Source organism: Hyphomonas atlantica corrig. (assembly GCF_000682715.1).
Taxonomy (GTDB): domain Bacteria; phylum Pseudomonadota; class Alphaproteobacteria; order Caulobacterales; family Hyphomonadaceae; genus Hyphomonas; species Hyphomonas atlantica.
In genome coordinates, this window is the sequence record NZ_AWFH01000045.1 from 113,978 (window position 1) to 132,732 (window position 18,755).

The 18,755-nt window shown below is 56.4% G+C and carries 17 protein-coding genes; 3 read left to right on the plus strand and 14 right to left on the minus strand.

Annotated elements, in window-relative coordinates; all coding sequences use genetic code 11:
* Positions 1-23: 23 nt before the first annotated feature.
* Positions 24-1,931 (plus strand): alpha/beta hydrolase family protein, encoded by a 1,908-nt coding sequence (locus tag HY36_RS13260; protein ID WP_051602793.1) that lies wholly within the window; start codon positions 24-26, stop codon positions 1,929-1,931.
* Between the two features lie 86 nt (positions 1,932-2,017).
* Here the strand turns inward: HY36_RS13260 and HY36_RS13265 are convergent, their stop codons facing one another.
* The 7 genes from HY36_RS13265 to HY36_RS18670 all read right to left on the minus strand — a co-directional run bounded on the left by HY36_RS13265 (position 2,018) and on the right by HY36_RS18670 (position 10,340).
* The gene (locus tag HY36_RS13265; protein WP_035553719.1) at positions 2,018-2,425 is read right to left on the minus strand and encodes a F0F1 ATP synthase subunit epsilon; all 408 of its coding nucleotides are present in this window, start codon (positions 2,423-2,425) and stop codon (positions 2,018-2,020) included.
* A gap of 20 nt (positions 2,426-2,445) precedes the next feature.
* Positions 2,446-3,870 carry a F0F1 ATP synthase subunit beta gene (gene atpD, locus HY36_RS13270; protein ID WP_035553721.1) on the minus strand — a complete coding sequence of 475 codons (1,425 nt, stop codon included), beginning with the start codon at positions 3,868-3,870 and terminating at the stop codon, positions 2,446-2,448.
* Between the two features lie 47 nt (positions 3,871-3,917).
* Positions 3,918-4,796 carry a F0F1 ATP synthase subunit gamma gene (locus tag HY36_RS13275; protein WP_035553724.1) on the minus strand — a complete coding sequence of 293 codons (879 nt, stop codon included), beginning with the start codon at positions 4,794-4,796 and terminating at the stop codon, positions 3,918-3,920.
* 41 nt (positions 4,797-4,837) lie between these two features.
* On the minus strand, positions 4,838-6,373 hold the full coding sequence (gene atpA / locus HY36_RS13280; RefSeq protein WP_035553727.1) for a F0F1 ATP synthase subunit alpha: 1,536 nt from the start codon (positions 6,371-6,373) through the stop codon (positions 4,838-4,840).
* A gap of 8 nt (positions 6,374-6,381) precedes the next feature.
* Positions 6,382-6,942, minus strand: coding sequence for an ATP synthase F1 subunit delta (gene atpH, locus HY36_RS13285; RefSeq protein ID WP_035554044.1), 561 nt, complete (start codon positions 6,940-6,942; stop codon positions 6,382-6,384).
* A gap of 178 nt (positions 6,943-7,120) precedes the next feature.
* Positions 7,121-9,289: a primosomal protein N' gene (locus HY36_RS13290; protein ID WP_035553729.1), complete on the minus strand. Its 2,169-nt coding sequence runs from the start codon at positions 9,287-9,289 to the stop codon at positions 7,121-7,123.
* A 79-nt stretch (positions 9,290-9,368) separates the two neighbouring features.
* Positions 9,369-10,340 (minus strand): hypothetical protein, encoded by a 972-nt coding sequence (locus HY36_RS18670; protein ID WP_206741202.1) that lies wholly within the window; start codon positions 10,338-10,340, stop codon positions 9,369-9,371.
* 135 nt (positions 10,341-10,475) lie between these two features.
* Between HY36_RS18670 and HY36_RS13300 the strand changes: the two genes are divergently transcribed.
* Both HY36_RS13300 and HY36_RS13305 read left to right on the plus strand, forming a co-directional pair.
* Positions 10,476-11,456: an AAA family ATPase gene (locus HY36_RS13300; protein ID WP_051602794.1), complete on the plus strand. Its 981-nt coding sequence runs from the start codon at positions 10,476-10,478 to the stop codon at positions 11,454-11,456.
* Between the two features lie 12 nt (positions 11,457-11,468).
* Entirely contained in the window at positions 11,469-12,806 is a 1,338-nt protein-coding gene (locus tag HY36_RS13305; protein ID WP_035553732.1) for a vWA domain-containing protein, read from the plus strand.
* 55 nt (positions 12,807-12,861) lie between these two features.
* Here the strand turns inward: HY36_RS13305 and HY36_RS13310 are convergent, their stop codons facing one another.
* The 7 genes from HY36_RS13310 to HY36_RS13340 all read right to left on the minus strand — a co-directional run bounded on the left by HY36_RS13310 (position 12,862) and on the right by HY36_RS13340 (position 18,732).
* Positions 12,862-14,265, minus strand: coding sequence for a tetratricopeptide repeat protein (locus tag HY36_RS13310; protein ID WP_035553734.1), 1,404 nt, complete (start codon positions 14,263-14,265; stop codon positions 12,862-12,864).
* Positions 14,266-14,641: 376 nt separating this feature from the next.
* Positions 14,642-15,157, minus strand: coding sequence for a hypothetical protein (locus tag HY36_RS18550; protein WP_162175999.1), 516 nt, complete (start codon positions 15,155-15,157; stop codon positions 14,642-14,644).
* 147 nt (positions 15,158-15,304) lie between these two features.
* Positions 15,305-15,931, minus strand: coding sequence for an energy transducer TonB (locus HY36_RS13320; protein WP_035553739.1), 627 nt, complete (start codon positions 15,929-15,931; stop codon positions 15,305-15,307).
* A gap of 11 nt (positions 15,932-15,942) precedes the next feature.
* Positions 15,943-16,362, minus strand: coding sequence for an ExbD/TolR family protein (locus tag HY36_RS13325; RefSeq protein WP_035553742.1), 420 nt, complete (start codon positions 16,360-16,362; stop codon positions 15,943-15,945).
* Between the two features lie 11 nt (positions 16,363-16,373).
* Complete coding sequence (locus HY36_RS13330) at positions 16,374-16,790, minus strand: ExbD/TolR family protein (RefSeq protein WP_035553744.1); 417 nt, start codon at positions 16,788-16,790, stop codon at positions 16,374-16,376.
* Positions 16,790-17,299 carry a MotA/TolQ/ExbB proton channel family protein gene (locus HY36_RS13335; protein ID WP_027838575.1) on the minus strand — a complete coding sequence of 170 codons (510 nt, stop codon included), beginning with the start codon at positions 17,297-17,299 and terminating at the stop codon, positions 16,790-16,792. Before HY36_RS13335 ends, HY36_RS13330 begins: the two co-directional genes overlap by 1 nt.
* A gap of 35 nt (positions 17,300-17,334) precedes the next feature.
* Positions 17,335-18,732: a MotA/TolQ/ExbB proton channel family protein gene (locus HY36_RS13340; protein WP_035553747.1), complete on the minus strand. Its 1,398-nt coding sequence runs from the start codon at positions 18,730-18,732 to the stop codon at positions 17,335-17,337.
* Positions 18,733-18,755: the final 23 nt, after the last annotated feature.

The window sequence follows — 18,755 nt, forward strand, 5'->3', positions numbered from 1 at the left end:
AGGACTTGGCAAGAATCCCAGCCATGACGAGCGTGTCCGTTTCTATCGATGGGCAATCAATGTTTGCGCTAATCGGCCCCTCTGAAGGTGACGATCAAGACCGTGCCGTCCTCGCATCATGGGATTTAACAGACCTTACCCGTCCCCCTGTTCTCGCGGCTCCAGATGGAGACGACTCGGAATTCGTTGCCGTGAGGGCACTGAAGGACGGGTATGCAATGACGGTTGTGCGCCAACCTTACACGGGATCACTTCGCGGTTGCTCAGAAGGGAAAATGACGGGGTCCACGCGTACCTGGGTTCGAAAGCTCTTCATTACAGATCAAAATTTCGATGAGTTTGACGAGCCGTTTCTCGATGAAAGAAGCATGCGCGGAGTTAGCAAGTCGACTGAGACTTGCATGCGCATGGAAGGACGAGGCAGCGTCGTGTCCAGATTGCCATTGGACCCAGAAAGAGTGGTTATTTCCCGACTGGACCCTCGTACATTCAGCACGGAGATTGCATACTACGATCTCCAATCCGGAGAAACGTCTAATGTATTCAAGAACACGTCGAGCAGATCTGCCGGATATATTGATGACCGCGACGGTGAAGTTATGTCCGCTTCGGGTTTGGACGAAGAGGGAAACACATTTCAGCTGGATACGTATGTTCGCGCTCATAAAGGAGCCCCGCTTGAACTGCATGAGGAATTGTCGGTTGACTTGGTCAAGCGTCAAGAATTGGTGGTCGACGCATGGGACGAAGAAAGCGGTCGCTACTTCATTGTAACGAACAAATTTTCAGACAAAGCTAACATCTACACCTACGATCCCGTGAGCCGGAAATTCAGCGACGAACCTGTTTTTGCGCATCCGGATTTCGATGCCTCCGGGGTCATAGTTTCTTCCGCTCCTAGCCGATTTGGACGAGTGTTGGGATTCGCATACTCTGCTGAAGTCAGAAAAGTGGAGTGGGTTGATCCAGAGGTGGGTGCAATTATGCTCGGCTTGGAGCAGGCCTTTTCCGGGCAAGACGTGAGAGCCATTCATATCTCAAATGATTTGAACCGAATTGTTTTCGCAACCGAAGCATCCAATCAGCCGCCCCGCTATTTCATACTCGAAGACCAAGCGCAGCTTACGGCTATCGGCAATGAGCGCCCGTGGATCAACCCCCAAGACATTGGCCAAAGCAAGCTCGTTTATTATACCGCGCGAGATGGTATGAAATTGCCAGCCATCCTAACCACTCGCGCGGGGTGGAAACCAAACGACGCACCAGGCAAGGCAATAATCCTACCTCATGGGGGACCGTGGGCACGCGACTATGGAGGTTGGGACGCCAGCGCTTGGGTTCCCTTCTTGACCTCCCGGGGATTCACCGTTCTCCAACCCCAATATCGAGGCAGCGAAGGCTGGGGACTAGATCTCTGGACTGCTGGGGATGGCAAGTTTGGCGGCGTCGTTCAAGATGACAAGGATGATGGTGCCGCTTGGCTGGTGAATGAAGGTTATGCCGCTGAAGACAAAATCGCCATGTTTGGCTATTCCTATGGTGGCTATGCTGCAATGGCAGCAGCGACTAGACCGAACAGTCCTTATCAATGTTCTATCGCCGGGGCTGGCTACGCTGAATCCGCAAAAATCAATGTCAATGTGGACCAGAGCCGTTTCGGAAGAATGGCCTACGCCGAAGGTTTGTCAGGGCGAGACATCATCGAAGATGTAGCTAACGCGGAAATTCCAATCCTGGTTTTTCACGGCGATCGCGACGTCAGGGTCCCAGATGAGTATGGCAAAGCTTTCTATAACGCCATCAAAGATCATACGGTGGCGAAATACGTCAACATTCCGGACATGCCGCACAGCTTACCTTGGACGCCGGAGCAGCAACGACAAAGCCTGAAGGCAATCGAGGACTTTCTGTCAAACGAGTGTGGCCTGTAGTGGGCAGCATCACTGAACGATAGATCAATAAAAAACGCCGCTCCAAAGGGAGCGGCGTTTTTTTATGAGATAGAGAGGCGAGCGCCTTAATTGACCATCGCAGCCTTGAGGCTTTCAAGATAATCATAGTGCTCCTGCAAGGTCAGCCGAGTGCTGTCTTCCTTATCGAGCGACTGTATCTTCAGATGGGTCTCTTCGAGCTCTTTCTGGACATCCTCAACCTTGAGCTTGTCCAGCATGCGAGCTTCCTCGGCAAGAATGGTCAGGCCTTCAGGCGTGACGTCCGCAAAGCCGCCACGCACAAAAATGCGCATCTTGACGTCGTTGCCTTCCAGAACACGAACGACACCGTTCTTCAGTGTCGTCATGAACGGAGCATGGTTTGCCAGCACGCCGAACTCACCTTCCGAGCCGGGGGCGATCACATGGTCCACCTCGCCAGAGAAAAGCTCTCTGGCAGGCGAGACGAGTGAGAAGTGGAGTTTGTTGGCCATACTTCCTTGTCCGTAATCGCTTAGGCGTCAGCCAGCATTTTCTCGGCTTTGGCTTTCGCCTCTTCCATGTTGCCGACCATGTAGAAGGCCTGCTCTGGAAGATGGTCGTACTCACCCGCGATCAGGCCCTGGAAGCCCTTGATCGTGTCTTCGAGCTTGACCTGAACGCCTGGCGAACCGGTGAAGACCTCAGCAACGTCGAACGGCTGGGACAGGAAGCGCTCAACCTTACGGGCGCGTGCCACGGCCAGTTTGTCTTCTTCCGAAAGTTCGTCCATGCCGAGGATGGCGATGATGTCCTGAAGTTCCTTGTAGCGCTGCAGGATTTCCTGAACACCACGAGCCACGTTGTAGTGATCATCACCGACAATCATCGGGTCGAGAATACGGCTGGTAGAGTCCAGCGGGTCCACGGCAGGATAGATGCCTTTCTCAGCGATTGAACGGTTTAGAACCGTCGTTGCGTCAAGGTGGGCAAACGAGGTTGCCGGAGCCGGGTCGGTAAGGTCGTCAGCTGGAACGTAGACAGCCTGAACCGATGTGATCGATCCCTTGGTTGTGGACGTAATACGCTCCTGCAGGCCACCCATGTCGGTTGCCAGTGTCGGCTGATAACCCACAGCTGAAGGAATACGACCGAGAAGTGCGGACACCTCAGCACCTGCCTGCGTGAAGCGGAAGATGTTGTCGACGAAGAACAGAACGTCTTTGCCTTCTTCATCACGGAAGTACTCAGCCTGGGCCAGACCGGTCAGAGCAACACGTGCACGTGCGCCCGGAGGCTCGTTCATCTGGCCGTAGACCAAGGCAATGCGGCTCTCGCCTTCCAGGTCGATAACCTTGGATTCGATCATCTCGTGATAGAGATCGTTCCCTTCGCGGGTACGCTCACCCACGCCGGCGAACACAGAGTAACCACCGAACAGCTTCGCGATGTTGTTGATCAGTTCCATGATCAGAACGGTCTTGCCAACACCAGCACCGCCGAACAGGCCGATCTTGCCGCCTTTCACGTATGGGCAAAGCAGGTCGACAACCTTGATGCCCGTGACCAGCACTTCGGATTCGGTCGACTGATCGACGAATTCAGGGGCTTCGGCGTGAATTGGCCGACGCATTTCGGTATCGACCGGGCCGCGCTCGTCAATCGGCTCACCGATGACGTTCATGATGCGGCCAAGCGTTGCCGGACCAACCGGAACCGTAATCGGAGCGCCCGTATCAGCGACCGACTGACCACGCACCAGACCTTCGGTAGAGTCCATGGCGATCGTACGAACCGTGCTCTCGCCAAGGTGCTGCGCGACCTCAAGCAGAAGGCGGTTGCCGTTGTTGTCTGTTTCAAGCGCGTTCAGAATAGCGGGCAGGTCGCCGTCGAATTCGACGTCGACAACAGCACCGATCACCTGGGACACGCGGCCGTTTGCGTTTGCGGGAGTGCTCATGCGGGTCGTCTCCTTTGGAGCGGGTATATAGATTCAGTCTTGGCCATTTAGAGTGCCTCAGCACCGGAGATGATCTCGATCAGCTCCTTGGTGATCTGGGCCTGGCGTGCGCGGTTGTATTGCAGTGACAGCGAGTCAATCATTTCGCCGGCATTGTTGGTCGCGTTGTCCATGGCCGTCATGCGGCTGGCCTGCTCGCCTGCTGCGCTTTCCAGCATGGCAGACAATATCTGGGTATTGATATAGCGCGGCAGCAGCGTTTCCAGAATGGCTTCCTCAGATGGCTCATAAATGTAGAGCGCGTTTCCAAGATCGACCGTTTCGGAATCTTCCGGAGCTGATGCCGGGATGAGTTGCTGTGCAGTCGGAACCTGGCTCAACACGTTCTTGAACTGCGAATAGACGAGTGTAGCCACGTCGAAGTCGCCCTGGTCGAATTCGAGCGTCAGCTTCTTGCCGAGGCCAATCGCGGATTCCGAGAAATCACCGCCCTTGACGCCAGAGAGGTCGACATGGCCAACGAACAGATCGCCATATTCGCGGGAAAGCTGTTCACGTCCCTTCTTGCCGACGGTGAGGATTTTCACCTCCTTGCCCTCGGCGCGAAGCTCGTCGATTTTCTGCTTGGCCAGCTTCACCACATAAGTGTTAAAGCCACCCGCCAGGCCACGCTCCGCTGTCAGCACGACAACAAGGTGTATCTTATCTTCACCGGTGCCGGTCAGAAGCTTTGGCCCACCAGCGCCAGCTGATGCCGACAGGTTTGCCAGCACGGACGCCAGACGCTCGGCGTATGGACGCGCAGCCGTCGCAGCGTCTTGCGCCCGCTTCAGCTTCGCGGCCGCGACCATCTGCATGGCCTTGGTGATCTTCCGCGTGGATTTCACGCTTCCGATCCGGTTCTTGAGGTCCTTCAAGCTGGGCATGTCAGGCCTTCTGGTTCTTCGTTCTCAAACTGCGGGCGAAATCAGGCGAACTTCGCCGTGAAATCGTCGAGTGTTTTCTTGATCTCGGCTTCGATGTCGTCCGTGAGGGCTTTCTCCTCACGGATTTTCTTCAACAGATCAGCCTTCGCGCCACGAACGTGAGCCAAAAGCTCCTTCTCGTAGCGGGTGACATCCTTCAGATCGACGCCGTCGAGATAGCCGCGCGTACCGGCATAAATCACGATGACCTGCTCTTCCATCAGAAGCGGAGAGTATTGTGGCTGCTTGAGGAGCTCCGTCAGACGGGCACCACGGTTCAGCAGGCGCTGTGTCGCGGCGTCGAGGTCGGAACCAAACTTAGCGAATGCAGCCATCTCGCGATACTGAGCCAGCTCACCCTTCATGGAACCGGCAACCTTCTTCATGGCCTTCGTCTGGGCAGCGGAGCCCACACGAGACACCGAGAGGCCGACGTTCACAGCCGGGCGAATACCCTGGTAGAACAAATCGGTTTCAAGGAAGATCTGGCCGTCTGTGATGGAAATCACATTCGTCGGGATGTAGGCCGACACGTCGTTGGCCTGCGTTTCAATGATCGGCAGGGCCGTCAGGGAGCCATTGCCAGCCGCGTCACCCATCTTCGCAGCGCGCTCAAGCAGGCGGCTGTGGAGATAGAATACGTCACCCGGATAAGCTTCGCGGCCCGGAGGACGGCGCAACAGCAGCGACATCTGGCGGTACGCAACAGCCTGCTTGGAAAGGTCATCATAGATGATCAGGGCGTGCATGCCGTTGTCACGGAACCACTCACCCATCGCGCAACCGGTGAACGGTGCGAGGTATTGCATCGGAGCCGGCTCGGAAGCAGTTGCGGATACAACAATCGTGTAATCCAGTGCGCCGCGCTCTTCGAGCGTCTTGACGACCTGCGCAACAGTGGAACGCTTCTGACCAATCGCGACGTAAACGCAGAACAGCTTCTCGCTGTCGTTCTTTGCCGCGTCATTTGTCGGCTTCTGGTTTAGGATGGTGTCGACACAGACAGCGGTCTTGCCGGTCTGACGGTCACCAATCACAAGCTCACGCTGGCCGCGGCCAACCGGGATCATGCCGTCGATAGCCTTGATGCCGGTCATCATTGGCTCATGCACGGATTTCCGCGGAATGATGCCAGGAGCCTTGACGTCCACACGGGCACGCTCAGCAATATCGGTGATCGGGCCTTTGCCGTCGATCGGTTCACCGAGCGGGTTCACAACGCGGCCCAGCAGGCCTTTGCCAACCGGCGCAGCAACGATCTCGTCGAGACGCTTGACTGTGTCGCCTTCCTTGATCGAACGGTCGTCACCGAAGATCACGACGCCGACATTGTCGTTTTCAAGGTTGAGCGCCATGCCTTTGATGCCGCCGTCGAATTCGACCATCTCGCCAGCCTGAACGCTGTCGAGACCATAGATGCGGGCGATACCGTCGCCAACTGACAGAACCTGACCGACATCGGAAACTTCAGCTTCAACGCCAAAGTTTTCGATCTGCGATTTCAGGATGCCCGAAATTTCTGCTGGTGAGATGTCCATCGAGCTACTCATGCTCCCTTCATGGCGGTGTTCATGCGATCCAGTTTGGCGGCCAGGCTGGCGTCAACGAGTTGGGACCCGATGCGCAGCTGAATGCCGCCGATCAGCGAGGCATCAACCTCGCTGGACAATTCGACCTCGCCGCCAACGGCCTTGGCGAGGATTGATTCGATACGCTGGCGCTCTGCACCAGTCATTTCCTTTGCGGTGCGAACAACGGCGCGCTTCACACCGCGCTGCTTCGCGTACAATTCGTCAAAAGCGATCTGCGCGCCCAGAATATCCTGAGAGCGACCGTTGCGGGCCATGACGCCTACGAAATTCGACAGCAGACCAGAGAAACCAGCCTTCTTCATGACTTCGGTCAAGGCACCCACTTTCTCATCCGCCGAAAAGGCTGGCGATCCGAGCAGAATGGCCAGATCCTTGGATTCCTTCGGCAGTTCTACAAACGCCTGAAAATCCTTGTGGACTTCGGCGAGAGCGCCCTTGTCCTGAGCAAGATCGAAGAGCGCGCTGGCATAGCGCCGGGCAGCTTCACTCGCTTTTGTCACTTTAGATGCAGCCAAGGTTCTGTCGTCCGTGATTGAGTCGGTCAAATCGACCTGAAAAACAAAGCAGGACAACGCACCTTGCGGTACGTGCCCATAAAAACTGTGCGCCGCTTAGCATCAGTCTTTCAGCCTGACAACACAGCCAAAGAAGCTATCTATGCGGCGAAATGGCATTCACTGCAAAACCACAGGGCTACAGGAATGAGTATGGATCGATATCCACCGACATCCGCACCGGGTTTGGCAACTTCAAACGAGCTATCCAGGCGGCCATATAGGCTGAAAGATCAATGTTTTTGGGTGATTTGACGAGAAACCGCCGTCGGTGACGGCCTCTCAGCACAGCAATTGGGGCCGGCGCAGGCCCAAACACCTCTATCCCTTCGCCGTTAGGCGCCTGCTGTACGATCTGCAGCGCAATTTCATCAACCATCTGAGCCGAAGGTGCAGACAGAATCATCGCCGCCAGTCGCCCAAACGGCGGAAGACCGAGTTCAGCACGAACATCCCGTTCGATCTGGAGAAATCCGTCTCGGTTGTTATCCGCCAATGCCAGCATCGCCGGGTTGTCCGGCGCGTAGGTTTGCACCAATGCCCGGCCCGGTCGCTCTGCCCGGCCCGCACGGCCTGCAACCTGGCTGAGCAGCTGGTATGTGCGCTCACCTGCGCGGAGGTCTCCGCCCTTCATGCCGCTGTCCGCGTCGACAACGCCGACGAGTGTAAGATTCGGGAAATTATGACCCTTGGCGACGATTTGCGTCCCGATGAGGACGTCGATCTCGCCCTGCTCCATCCTGTCCACAATTCCGCGCGTCGCCTCGCCCCCTTGCGCCGTGTCCGACGAGAAGATCTCAATCCGCGCCTCGGGCATCAATGTGCGCACTTCTTCAGCCACACGCTCTACACCGGGCCCGACACCCATAAGGGAATCAGCGGCGCCGCAATGCGGACATGTCTTGGGCTTGGGAATCGAGTAACCGGTGACATGGCAGACGAGCCGCCCAGTATAACGGTGTTCGGTTAGCCAGTTTTCAGTTCCGGGTGTCTTCAGTCGTTCACCACAACTCTTGCAAATCACAAGTGGCGCGTAGCCCCGGCGGTTCAGAAACAGAAGCGTTTGCTCGCCCGCCGCGAAGGTTTCCTGCATTGCATGGATCAGATGTGGCGACAGCCAGTGATTGCGCTCCGGCGGCGCGCGGCGAAGATCAACGAGATCAACATCCGGCAGTCGCGACGCGCCCGGTCGCGCAGAGAGTTTCAGCCTCTGATAACGCCCGGATTCTGCGTTCACCATCGTTTCCAGCGCCGGCGTCGCGGAGGCCAGCACAACAACGGCCTCTTCCAGCTTCGCCCTCATGACCGCCATGTCGCGCGCATGGTATGTAACGCCGTCTTCCTGCTTGTAGCTGCCGTCGTGCTCCTCATCGATGATGATCAGCTTCAACTGCCGATATGGAAGGAAGAGCGCCGAACGCGCGCCAATGACGATTCGGGCTCGCCCATGCGCCACCTCCCGCCATGTCCGGCGACGCTCCTTGTCAGAAAGACCCGAATGCCATGGCGCCGGCTTCGCTCCGAAACGCGACTCGAACCGGGACAGAATCGCCTGGGTCAGCGCGATTTCGGGCAAGAGGACGAGAATTTGAGCATCGGCATCAGTCTTCAGCGCTTCAGCGATGGCCTCGAAATAGACTTCTGTCTTGCCGGAGCCCGTCACCCCGTCGAGCAGGAATGTCTCGAAGGCCCGGGTGGCTACCGCAGATTTGAGCGCTTGCGCGGCTTCGGCCTGTTCATCGGTCAAGGTCGCGCCGGGCAAATCGGCCAATGGCGACTCAAATGGCAGATCTGTTGCGATTGATTCTGCGCGCAGAACGCCAGCATCCGCCAATCCTTTCACCACTCCTGACGAGACGCCCGCCGCTTCTGACAGCACGGATGCGCTTTGCGGACCAAGCTCTCTGGCGGCGTCGATCAACTTGGTCCGGGCCTCGGTAACTCTTGCCGGCGTGGCCCCTGTGAGCGAATACACAGTCTCAGTCGGCGACGGCACCAATCCCCCACGAGAGCGGAGCGCCATGCCAAGGACGTGACCGGGATGAGACACGGTATATCGCGCAGCCCATTGAATGAATTCCCGCATCGGACGGGACATGGGCGGCGTCGGATAGAGTTCGGATACGAACTTCAGCTTTCGCCCGTCACCTGCGCTGTCGGGCAACATCTCCTGAACGACCCCAAGTCGCTCATACTTGCCGAGTGGTGCAGCGACGTACGCTCCCTCCTGAACGTCCAGTCCCTCGGGCACCGCATAGTCGAACGGTTCCGGCAGAGGCAGGGGAAAGAGAATCCGAGCGATGGGCATGAGCGAATCCCTACCCTGACGCTTCTGACCTGTCGAACCTTTCGGTCACCTGACAATTTTGACTGGCACTACAACGAACCTACACACGTTCCAATTGCTGGATGGCCAGCTCGATGTCTTGCATGAGCGCCGCCTCACTCGAGCCCGTCATGCCCTCATCATCTGCAACTTCAAGCGCCTTAATATCATACTCCCAACGCCGAAGCAGTTCGAGCTTCAAACTGTCTTCACACCTGCTGGACATGAGTTGATGAACTGTTTTGAACGCGTCGGCCGGATCGAGCAAGGCGGCATCCAGATCAACATCCAATGATCGGCCAGCCTGGTAGAGCCTGTCGAGAAAATTCTGCCGCTCCAGATAGGCTTCAGCCGTCTCCCTGTCCGTGAACATCTTGCCGGCCGCGTAGAATACCCCTCCTTCTTCGCTAATGATCTCGCCAGAACTCGACGTTTCCGCGCTGACGGACATGATCGGCTGGTTTGGCGCGTAAGCATGGTCAGGAATTCCGTGCAGATGCACATCTTTCCCGGAATGCGTTTTCAATATCTGAACCGCGCGCCGCTCATCACCCGCATTCCAGGTCCGCACCCATAAGGCTAGCCCACCATGTGCAATCTGGTCGGAAACATAGTCACCATGTTCCTTGCCTATTAGCCGCGCGAGAACGGCGCCTAGTGCAGCACCTCCACCGCCGCCGACGGCCATGCCTGCTAATGCGGCCGCCAATGCACCACCGGATGCAACCACCGGCACCAATCCAGCAAGCGCCCCAACATAAATCAGTCCTCCGATCACGGCGCCTTCCGCCGCACCGACATCCTCTTCTGCAACGTAGGCAATGCGTGGGGCCAGGAAATCATCCTCAATCTCGGAAACCTTGCGATAGGCATGTCCAAGCGCGCGCTCAACGCTGTCTGTCGCGGCAAGAAGGGAAATCTCGGCCCGGTCAAATCCATGAGACAAGAGGTCGTCAACCGCTGCCTGCAAGGCATCTTCAGTGTCGAACACACCAACAGCTTCACGGACCATTGTCACATCCTGATCGCTCATCTCTCTTCTCCCACGAACTGGCCTGATCGTAGCAGACATCAGACAATCACCCCAATTCGGGGAACTACGTAAGACTACCCCTACCCCAGCGATACCGCTTGCCAGTTTCCCTCCCGAGACCTACCCATTGGACCGATGACACAGACCTCCCTCACCGGCTACGAGCCCATGACCTCAATCGAGGCCATTACGTCCGGCCTTGAATCTGTTGGATATATATCCACGCAACAGATCTCGACGGCCGTTTTTCTCGCTCTTGGTTTGCGAAAGCCCATCCTGATCGAAGGACCCGCAGGTGTCGGCAAAACCGACCTCGCAGCCTCGCTTTCGCGTTGGCTTGATGTGCCCCTTCTTCGACTGCAATGTTATGAAGGCCTGGACGAGGGCAAAGCGCTGTACGAATGGAAGTACGGTAAACAGCTTCTCTATACTCAGCTGCTGAAGGAAAAACTGAACGAAGTCGTAGGCGACGAAAAGACGCTTGAATCTTCCCTCCAAAAGCTTGGGTCGTTCGAAGACCTGTTCTTCTCGGAACAGTTCCTTGAAGCGCGCCCCTTGCTGACGGCAATGCGCCAATCAGCTGGCAGCGTTTTGCTGGTCGACGAGATCGACAAGTCTGATGAGGAATTTGAAGCGTTTCTCCTGGAAGTTCTTTCCGACTACCAGGTCACGGTGCCGGAGATCGGAACGATCAAGGCGAACGTGCCGCCGATCGTTATTCTGACGTCGAACAATGTGCGTGAGCTCGGCGATGCCTTGAAACGCCGCTGCCTTCACTTGCACATAGGATTTCCGGATCATAAGCGCGAACAACGCATCGTGCAGGCCAGGGTTGAGGGAGTGTCTGAGGATCTGCTGGAACAGTTGATCAGCTTTGTTCAGTCCGTACGCGAACTAGATATCAAGAAACAACCGTCTATCGCGGAAACTGTTGATTGGGCCAAAACGCTGCTTCTGCTGCATGCGAGCGCACTTGATGAAGCATTTGTCCGGGACACACTCAACGTACTCCTGAAACATGAAAGCGACATTGAGGCAGTGACCTCAGATATTCCAAAACTGGTGCGCGAAGCGACCAGCGGCAAACCCATGTATCCAGGGCAATTTACGCGCTAGGCTGGAAAAGGCATGGAACGTCAGATCACCAGCTTCATTCGAGCCCTTCGCGCATCTGACGTTCGCGTTTCCACGGGTGAGGCCATTGATGCCACCCGCGCTGTTTCCGTGGCGGGCTATTCAGACCGAGCCTTCCTGAAGGATGCCTTGCGGTGCACGCTGGCCAAATCACCAGAAGAAGCCGTCACATTTGACGAATTGTTTGATGCGTATTTCGCCCCACGCAGCCTGAACTCCTCATCTCAAGACCAAGACAATCAAAACTCCGAGCAGAGTGATGCTTCTTCGGAGATTGACCCGGTGGACCTGATGGAGTCGGGCGACGAAGCCGCGATTGCGTCTGCACTGGAGCGCGCGGCGAATGCCGTTGATGCGGACGATATTAGATTCTCTACTCAGATTGCTTACTATGCCCAACAAATGGTGCGTGAAATGGGCGGCGAACGAATACAGGAACGTCTCATGCAGGCGTTTCAGCAGCGCAGCGAAGAGGGCGATACTGAAGCAGAGCGGCTAATCGACCTAAGACGAGACTTGACAATGCGGGCGCGGGAACGCGTGCAGCGCAGCTATGACATCTTCGGCAAGGGCGAGACCGAGCAGTTCCGAAATGAGTTCGCTGAGAACAAGAAACTCTCAGCCATTGAACTAAGTGATATGGCACGCATGAAAGTTCTGGTCGCGCGTATCGCAAAGCGCCTCGCAGTGAAGCACTCTCGAAGACGCAGAAAAAAGAACCGAGGCCAGCTGGACGTACGACGCACAATGCGTGCGAATGCCGGAGTTGATGGTGTTCCCTTCAACGTCGTCTGGCGCCAGAAGCGAAGGGAGAAACCAAAGATTGTCGTGATTTGCGACGTATCCGGATCAGTCGCTCGCTACGTCCGGTTTCTGCTTTTGCTCCTTTGGTCCATGAAGGATGTCGTGCCGGACCTGCACGCCTTCGCGTTCTCGAACAAGTTAGTCGATGTTGATGACATCCTCGAGAAGAACAAATTCGAAGACGCCATGGACCAAATCCTTCGCGTCGCAGGCATGGGGTCTACCGATTATGGCGAAGCCTGGACCAATCTGAAATCTGGCCACGAACAACTCATTGACCGGCGCACGACGATCATCGTTCTCGGCGACGGTCGATCCAATCATGGCAACCCGCGCACGGATTTGTTCCGGAGCTTTGCTGCCCGCGCAAAGCGTACAATCTGGCTGAACCCGGAGCCACAGCCAGCATGGGGCACGGGGGATAGTGAAATTCCGCGCTACCGCCCCTACTGCTCTTCCATGAGCCAGGTCTCCACACTCAAGGATCTTGAGCGAGCGGTCGACGACGTGCTCAGCGCTTACGCCTGAATCGAAAAAGCCCCGGCAAATGCCGGGGCTCTCTCAATCTCAACTACCCATTTCTTTACGAGCGCTGCGCGCGGCACTCTGGGGTGTTGTTGAACTTTTCTTCCGCTGCCTTGAGACGCTCTGGGACAGTCTTGCAGCTTTCCGGAACGTTCTCTTCACCAAGAACTTCAAGACGCTTACAGATTTTCGCTTCGTTCTCGATGTTGAGATAAGCTGACTGAACCTCGAAGCAGACCAATGCGTCAGCCGTGGCCTCTTCAGAGTCCATGAACTGCAGCCAGCCGCGTCCACCGCGATTGTTGGCCTGACGGAATGCCTCACGCGCGCCAGCGCGATCATTGCGCTCGTAGCGCGATTGACCGATCATCACATAAGCCGTGCCGCGATCTTTCACGCCGCCAGCGTTCAGTGCATCAGTCAGCGCTTCTTCTGTCTCTTCCCACATCTGCAGGTCAGCATAAGAGCGGCCAAGACGCTCGAGCATGGCACCGCCGCCGCCAGCAGCAGCAGCTTGCTTGATCACAGGAATGGCTTTCTCGTGCTCACGAGCGACCTGATAGAGGTTGGCCAGCAATTCCAGATTCTTGAGTGACTTGCTGATGCGACCAGCATTCATCTCTTTCTCGAGAATCTGAGCAGCATGGTAAGGCGCGTTGAAGCGGTTGTAGAAGTTCACAACCCGCATCAATTCGTCTTCCTTGGTCAGAAGCCCGGCGAGATACATTGCCTTCTGAACTTCAAAGGCTCTGCGTTCTTCATTCGCAGCGAAGTAGTTACCTGCGATCGCATCCCAATACTTCCGCTCAGTTGGGTTGCGAACCAGCACTTCTTCCAGAATGGAAGCGAGCTTCGCTTTGTCGTCGACCGAGTTGTAGAGATAGATCAGCAGGTCATAAACTTCCTGCTTGTAGTTGCTCCCGTCGTCGCGCTTGACCTCTTCAGCCCATTTGATGGCTGTCTGGAAATCGTCAACGCGCTGATAGAGAACTGCCAGCTGCCACTTTTGTTGGCGATCCGGCTGGCCACCGGCCTGCTGCCACTTCTTCATGAATTCAAGCGCCTTCTCGACGTTCTCACCCTGAAGATAGATCTGTGCGATATTGTAATAAGTCTGCGCTGCGTCCTTGGCTGGAATGTAGCCCTTATCGAGTGCGGACTGCAGGTCGCGAATAGCGCCCTGACGGTCGCCACGTTCAATATTGATATAAGCGGACAGTTTGAGAACCGCACCTTCTTCGTAGCAATTCAGTTCCTGAGACTTCAGCTGGTTCATGAATTGCGACGCAGCATTGAAGTCCTTGTCTGTCATGGCAGACTGTTCGGCCTTCAAGTAGATCTCGCCCGTCTTCGAGGAGAACTGCGTCTCTTCACAAGCGGCTTGCGCCATTGCAGCACCAGCGCCAAAGGCTGCCATCATGCCGGCCAGAACGGCACCTTTCAGGGTTGCTTTAAATCCCATAATTCCTCTCCTGTCCGCAGGGACCGCGGGTTCAGCTCTATCAACCGGAATTGCCCGGCCGGATCAAGGACTTCCGCGCGCTTTGTGAGGCTTTTTATGCGCGTGCGTAATCCAAGTGTAAATCTATTACGGTTCGTGCCGAATATGGGTGCAAGCGACACGGCGCGTCAACGATGTACTACAGGGTTTTAATGATTATCACTCCTCACTAAGGCGAAATTGAAGCGGGTATGAAAATCCGTGCGATTCAGCGGGCTGACCCTTCAAAATTCCCGGCAAAAACTCTGCCTTTTCGACAGAACGGCGCGCCTCTGATTCGAACCCGCGGTGCGAGCAGTCCGCGACCACATTGAAGGGCACGCCTCGCGCGGTGAGACTAAACCGGACCAGGCACTCCCCCCTCCTGACCGCGAGATGCCATCGCTCTCGGATAAACAGGAAGAGGTCGCCTGACAGGCGTCGCGATACGATCAATGATCGGGCTCGCATCTGTCATCAAAGTGCTGACATCAGCAGTCGGCGTCCTGGACGGCACCCCTCCAACATGCGTTATCGGCGGCAGCCCCACATCTGTGTCAATTGGCGACCTCTGCGGTGGTGGAGGCGGCGTTTGCACGTCAATCATTTCAGGCCTTGGCCGAACGAAAATCGCCGTATGAGGGTCGTGGTGGCTATATACGATGGATTCGAGAATTCGCTGTGGCGAAGGGTCAAGTGTGACGTCTTCGACGCTGATGAGACCGTCCATAATATAGAAGAGACCTGCCGTGATCATCGCGGCTGGCGCGAGCGCCGCGAGCGATCGCCTCCAACCAGACGACAGAATAGAACGCCGCCCGATGGAAAGGGTTGGAGCTGCAGTGTCGACTGCGCCGGCAAGGGTATAACTCATCAGACTTCCTCCAATTATCGTTTTCTTATTGTAATATTATGTCATAACCTTTACGTAGCGGCAACCCCGCGCCTTTATGGGAGCTTTAACCAAAAAAGGGCGCCCCATGGAGCGCCCTTCTTCAAATTCGCGATGTGTCTGCCGGACTTAGTCAGCCAGCTTGAACTCCAGTGGGTAAACCACGTTTTTACGCTCAGCTGCCTGACCCCGGATAATCTTCGGAGCAAACTCCACCTTGCTGACAGCCCGCTCGGCTTCCCGCTTGAACACATTGTCTGTGCAGGTTGCGGTAATGTTGTACGGGCGTCCACGGGTGTCCACGTCGAAGCGAACTTCACAGCTTCCTTCCGTGCCCCGTTCAGCAGCACGCTGCGGATAAGACGGGGTCGGTGGACGAATTGGCTGTGCGTCGCGGTCAGAAATCGCAACCGGATCGATCGCCAGTGAGTCCATGCGGCCAAGGTTCAGATCGGTCGGTGCGGCACCCTCAATACGTGGGGTTGGCAAATCGATCTGGGACTTCGTTGCCGAGACTTTCGGCGGCGGTGGTGGCTTCTGCGCAGAGTCGATGCGCTTCGGCTTTGACCGCTGACGAACGCGAACGTCGGAGTCCTGCTGTTGTGGCGTAATCGCCGACAGAACACGCTGCTCGCTCTCGTCAAGCCTCACTTCTTTGACGCTGATCAGGTAGTTCATCAGCATGAAGAGAGCGTAGACGATCGGAACCGCGATCCCGAGCGCAATCACCAGGCGAAGAAGGGGATTATTTAGCATGTGGCTGTCTCCTATTCTCTCTTCGCCGACACGTCGATCACGGTGGCACCATCAAGCTTGTTGATGGTTTCCATCAGATCGACCAGCACTTCAGCTTCGGAAGCAACATCGGCCTGAACGACGATCTTACCACGAGGATTGTCTTCACGCATCTGTTTGATGGTAAAGGCGACCTCGTCTGCTGCCACTTCCTTCTTGTCGATAAAGACACGGCTTTCCGCATCAATCGCGACCAGAATGGCAAGCGGCTTGGCAGTCGCTTTGTTATCCACGTCAGGACGGACGATATCCACGCCCGGCTCTTTGATGAACTGTGCCGTCACGATGAAGAAGATGAGCAGGATGAAGACCACATCCAGCATTGGGGTGAGGTTGACGTCGTCTTCCGCACCACCGCCACCGGCCATGCTCTGGCGTTTTCTACGTGCCATGTGCTGCTCCTCTATTCTGCCTGGGACAAGACAAGGTTCACCCCTGTCGTGTAGCCAGCACTATAGGCGGCGTCCCGAATAAGGACGATGACACCGTTCTTCGATTTAGGATGCGCCTGAATCACAACCTGGCTTTCCGGGTTCTCGGCACGCACACGCTCAATGTTTGCGCGGACGGCTCCGACATCGGTGACACGGCCATTGACCGTGATCAGGTTGGACTCATCAACATAGATCAGAATGGCCGGAACTTGCTGCTGCTGCTGATCCTGCGGTGCAGGCGGCGGCGGCGGCTCGAGGCCAATCGTCTCTTCCTGGGCGAAGGTCGATGTCACGATGAAGAAGATGAGCAGGATGAAGACAACGTCCAGCATGGGCGTAAGGTCAACATTTGCCTCTTCAGGGGCTCTGTGGGTACGTCCTCGCATCAGCTAATCTCCATCGCATCTTCGACCTGCTGGACCGAGCGGTTAACCCGGCGGTCCATGCCGGAGGTGAACAGAATGCCTGAGAGCGAAGCGACCATGCCTGCCATCGTCGGGATCGTAGCGCGGGACACACCGGCCGACATGGCCTTGGCATCCGCACCGCTGGTGATCGCCATGATGTCAAACACTGCAACCATGCCGGTCACGGTGCCAAGCAGACCAAGCAGCGGCGCGAGCGCCACCATGGCCTTGGTCAGCTGGACATTCTGTTCCGCTTTCATGCGGACTTCAGAGACCAGCTTGTCTTTTACCCAGTGCGCGAGTGTGGATTTCCGGTCGGAGCGCGAACGCCACTCCGCAATCGCATCGGCAGCGACCTGCTTATGTGCGAACCTGAAATAGAACACGCGTTCCAAAATCAGGCCCCACATAAAGAATGTTGCGAGCATAATAACCAGCAACACTGGTCCGCCACGATCGAGGAAAGCCTGTAAGTCTGCAAAACCCATATCGGGTTACTCCTCGGGTGAACGAGGGAGGTGGCTTACGCCACCGCCCCGCGCGTGGATTCCGCTTTCTCGGCGACCAGGCCAGCAGCCTGTTCGTCAAGCATCTGCTGGTTGCCGCGCGCCATTGCGGACACGACTGCATGAACCAGAAGAAGCGGGATAGCTGCGACCAGACCGAACACGGTGGTCATAAGCGCAACGGAGATACCGCCAGCCATCAGCTTCGGATCACCAGCACCGTAGATGGTGATCGACGTAAAGGTGATGATCATACCGATAACGGTACCGAGCAGACCGAGCAGCGGTGCAACAGCAGCAAGAACCTTGATGATGTCGTTGAAGCGCTCAATGCGCGGGCTCTCGCGAAGGATCTGTTCGTCCAGCTTGAGTTCCAGCGTCTCGATATCGTTCTGCTTGTTCTGCTCGTAAGCTTCGAACACGCGAGCCAGCGGGTTGCCGTCACCAGCCTGACGGGTTTTCGCCGTCTTGCGCATTGCGCTACCCATCGTGAACAGGGTGAAGATCTTGTAGAGACCAAGCAGCAGGCCAACAGCCAGCAGGAACATGATCACGGCACCAACCGGACCACCTTGCTTCACACGGTCGCCAAGCTCTGGAAGGTCACCCAGAATGCCGAACAGGTTACCCTTGGATGGGTCGACCGGGGCGCGGACAACTTGGTCCGGACCAGCATTGATCAGGCTGCGCATGGAAGATGCAAAGGCGCCGGAAGGCTGCTTTTCAAAAGCCTGCAGGAAGGTTTCGCCGTCGTCCTTCTTGCGGACCTCAACAAACTTCGTGCCGTCAACCGTCGCGGCAGTGAACACGCCAACGCGCATCACTTCTGCTTCAGCGTTTGAGGAATCAGGACCGATACCATCAACAGTTGTGGTGAAAGACTTCACTTCGGACTGAGCAATCATTTCCTGAAGCATCGCTTTTGGAAGACGCTCGAGCTGAGCGCGGTTCGGAAGCGTACGCGCTTCAGCGATTTCGGCAATGCCCTCGACGCGGCCCTGGTAATCAAAGTTCGCGAAGGAGTTGGAGATTTCCGGCATGGTTTCACCAGCGGCCGTACGGAACTGACCCAGCAGCTCCTGGAAGTCACCGGCTTGCTCGGAAACCTGAGATTCCAGATCCGCAAGAGTCGCTTCGTTTGCGTCGAACTGTGCGCTCAGCGCACGGCCACGACCTTCAGCTGCAGCAAGTGCGCCGCGAGCTTCAGACATTTTCTGTTCCTGGGCAGCGGTATCTGCCTGGAATTCACGCAGACGCTGCTGGTCTTCAGCGGACATCTGGTTGGAGTCCTGACGCACTTTGGCGAGAACATCCTGAAGTGATTGTGCGGAGGCCGGAGCGGACACCGCGATAGAGCCGAGGCCGAGCAGCGTAGCTGCACCGAGAGCCTTCAGCGAGGAATTGAACTTCAACATTGTATTACCTCTTTAATCCCTGG

Coding starts and splice junctions, on each gene's coding strand:
- HY36_RS13260 (WP_051602793.1), top strand. CDS start 24: ATGACGAGCGTGTCCGTTTCTATCGATGGGCAATCAATGTTTGCGCTA.
- HY36_RS13265 (WP_035553719.1), bottom strand. CDS start 2,425: ATGGCCAACAAACTCCACTTCTCACTCGTCTCGCCTGCCAGAGAGCTT.
- atpD (WP_035553721.1), bottom strand. CDS start 3,870: ATGAGCACTCCCGCAAACGCAAACGGCCGCGTGTCCCAGGTGATCGGT.
- HY36_RS13275 (WP_035553724.1), bottom strand. CDS start 4,796: ATGCCCAGCTTGAAGGACCTCAAGAACCGGATCGGAAGCGTGAAATCC.
- atpA (WP_035553727.1), bottom strand. CDS start 6,373: ATGGACATCTCACCAGCAGAAATTTCGGGCATCCTGAAATCGCAGATC.
- HY36_RS13290 (WP_035553729.1), bottom strand. CDS start 9,289: ATGCCCATCGCTCGGATTCTCTTTCCCCTGCCTCTGCCGGAACCGTTC.
- HY36_RS18670 (WP_206741202.1), bottom strand. CDS start 10,340: ATGAGCGATCAGGATGTGACAATGGTCCGTGAAGCTGTTGGTGTGTTC.
- HY36_RS13300 (WP_051602794.1), top strand. CDS start 10,476: ATGACACAGACCTCCCTCACCGGCTACGAGCCCATGACCTCAATCGAG.
- HY36_RS13305 (WP_035553732.1), top strand. CDS start 11,469: ATGGAACGTCAGATCACCAGCTTCATTCGAGCCCTTCGCGCATCTGAC.
- HY36_RS13310 (WP_035553734.1), bottom strand. CDS start 14,265: ATGGGATTTAAAGCAACCCTGAAAGGTGCCGTTCTGGCCGGCATGATG.
- HY36_RS18550 (WP_162175999.1), bottom strand. CDS start 15,157: ATGAGTTATACCCTTGCCGGCGCAGTCGACACTGCAGCTCCAACCCTT.
- HY36_RS13320 (WP_035553739.1), bottom strand. CDS start 15,931: ATGCTAAATAATCCCCTTCTTCGCCTGGTGATTGCGCTCGGGATCGCG.
- HY36_RS13325 (WP_035553742.1), bottom strand. CDS start 16,362: ATGGCACGTAGAAAACGCCAGAGCATGGCCGGTGGCGGTGGTGCGGAA.
- HY36_RS13330 (WP_035553744.1), bottom strand. CDS start 16,790: ATGCGAGGACGTACCCACAGAGCCCCTGAAGAGGCAAATGTTGACCTT.
- HY36_RS13335 (WP_027838575.1), bottom strand. CDS start 17,299: ATGGGTTTTGCAGACTTACAGGCTTTCCTCGATCGTGGCGGACCAGTG.
- HY36_RS13340 (WP_035553747.1), bottom strand. CDS start 18,732: ATGTTGAAGTTCAATTCCTCGCTGAAGGCTCTCGGTGCAGCTACGCTG.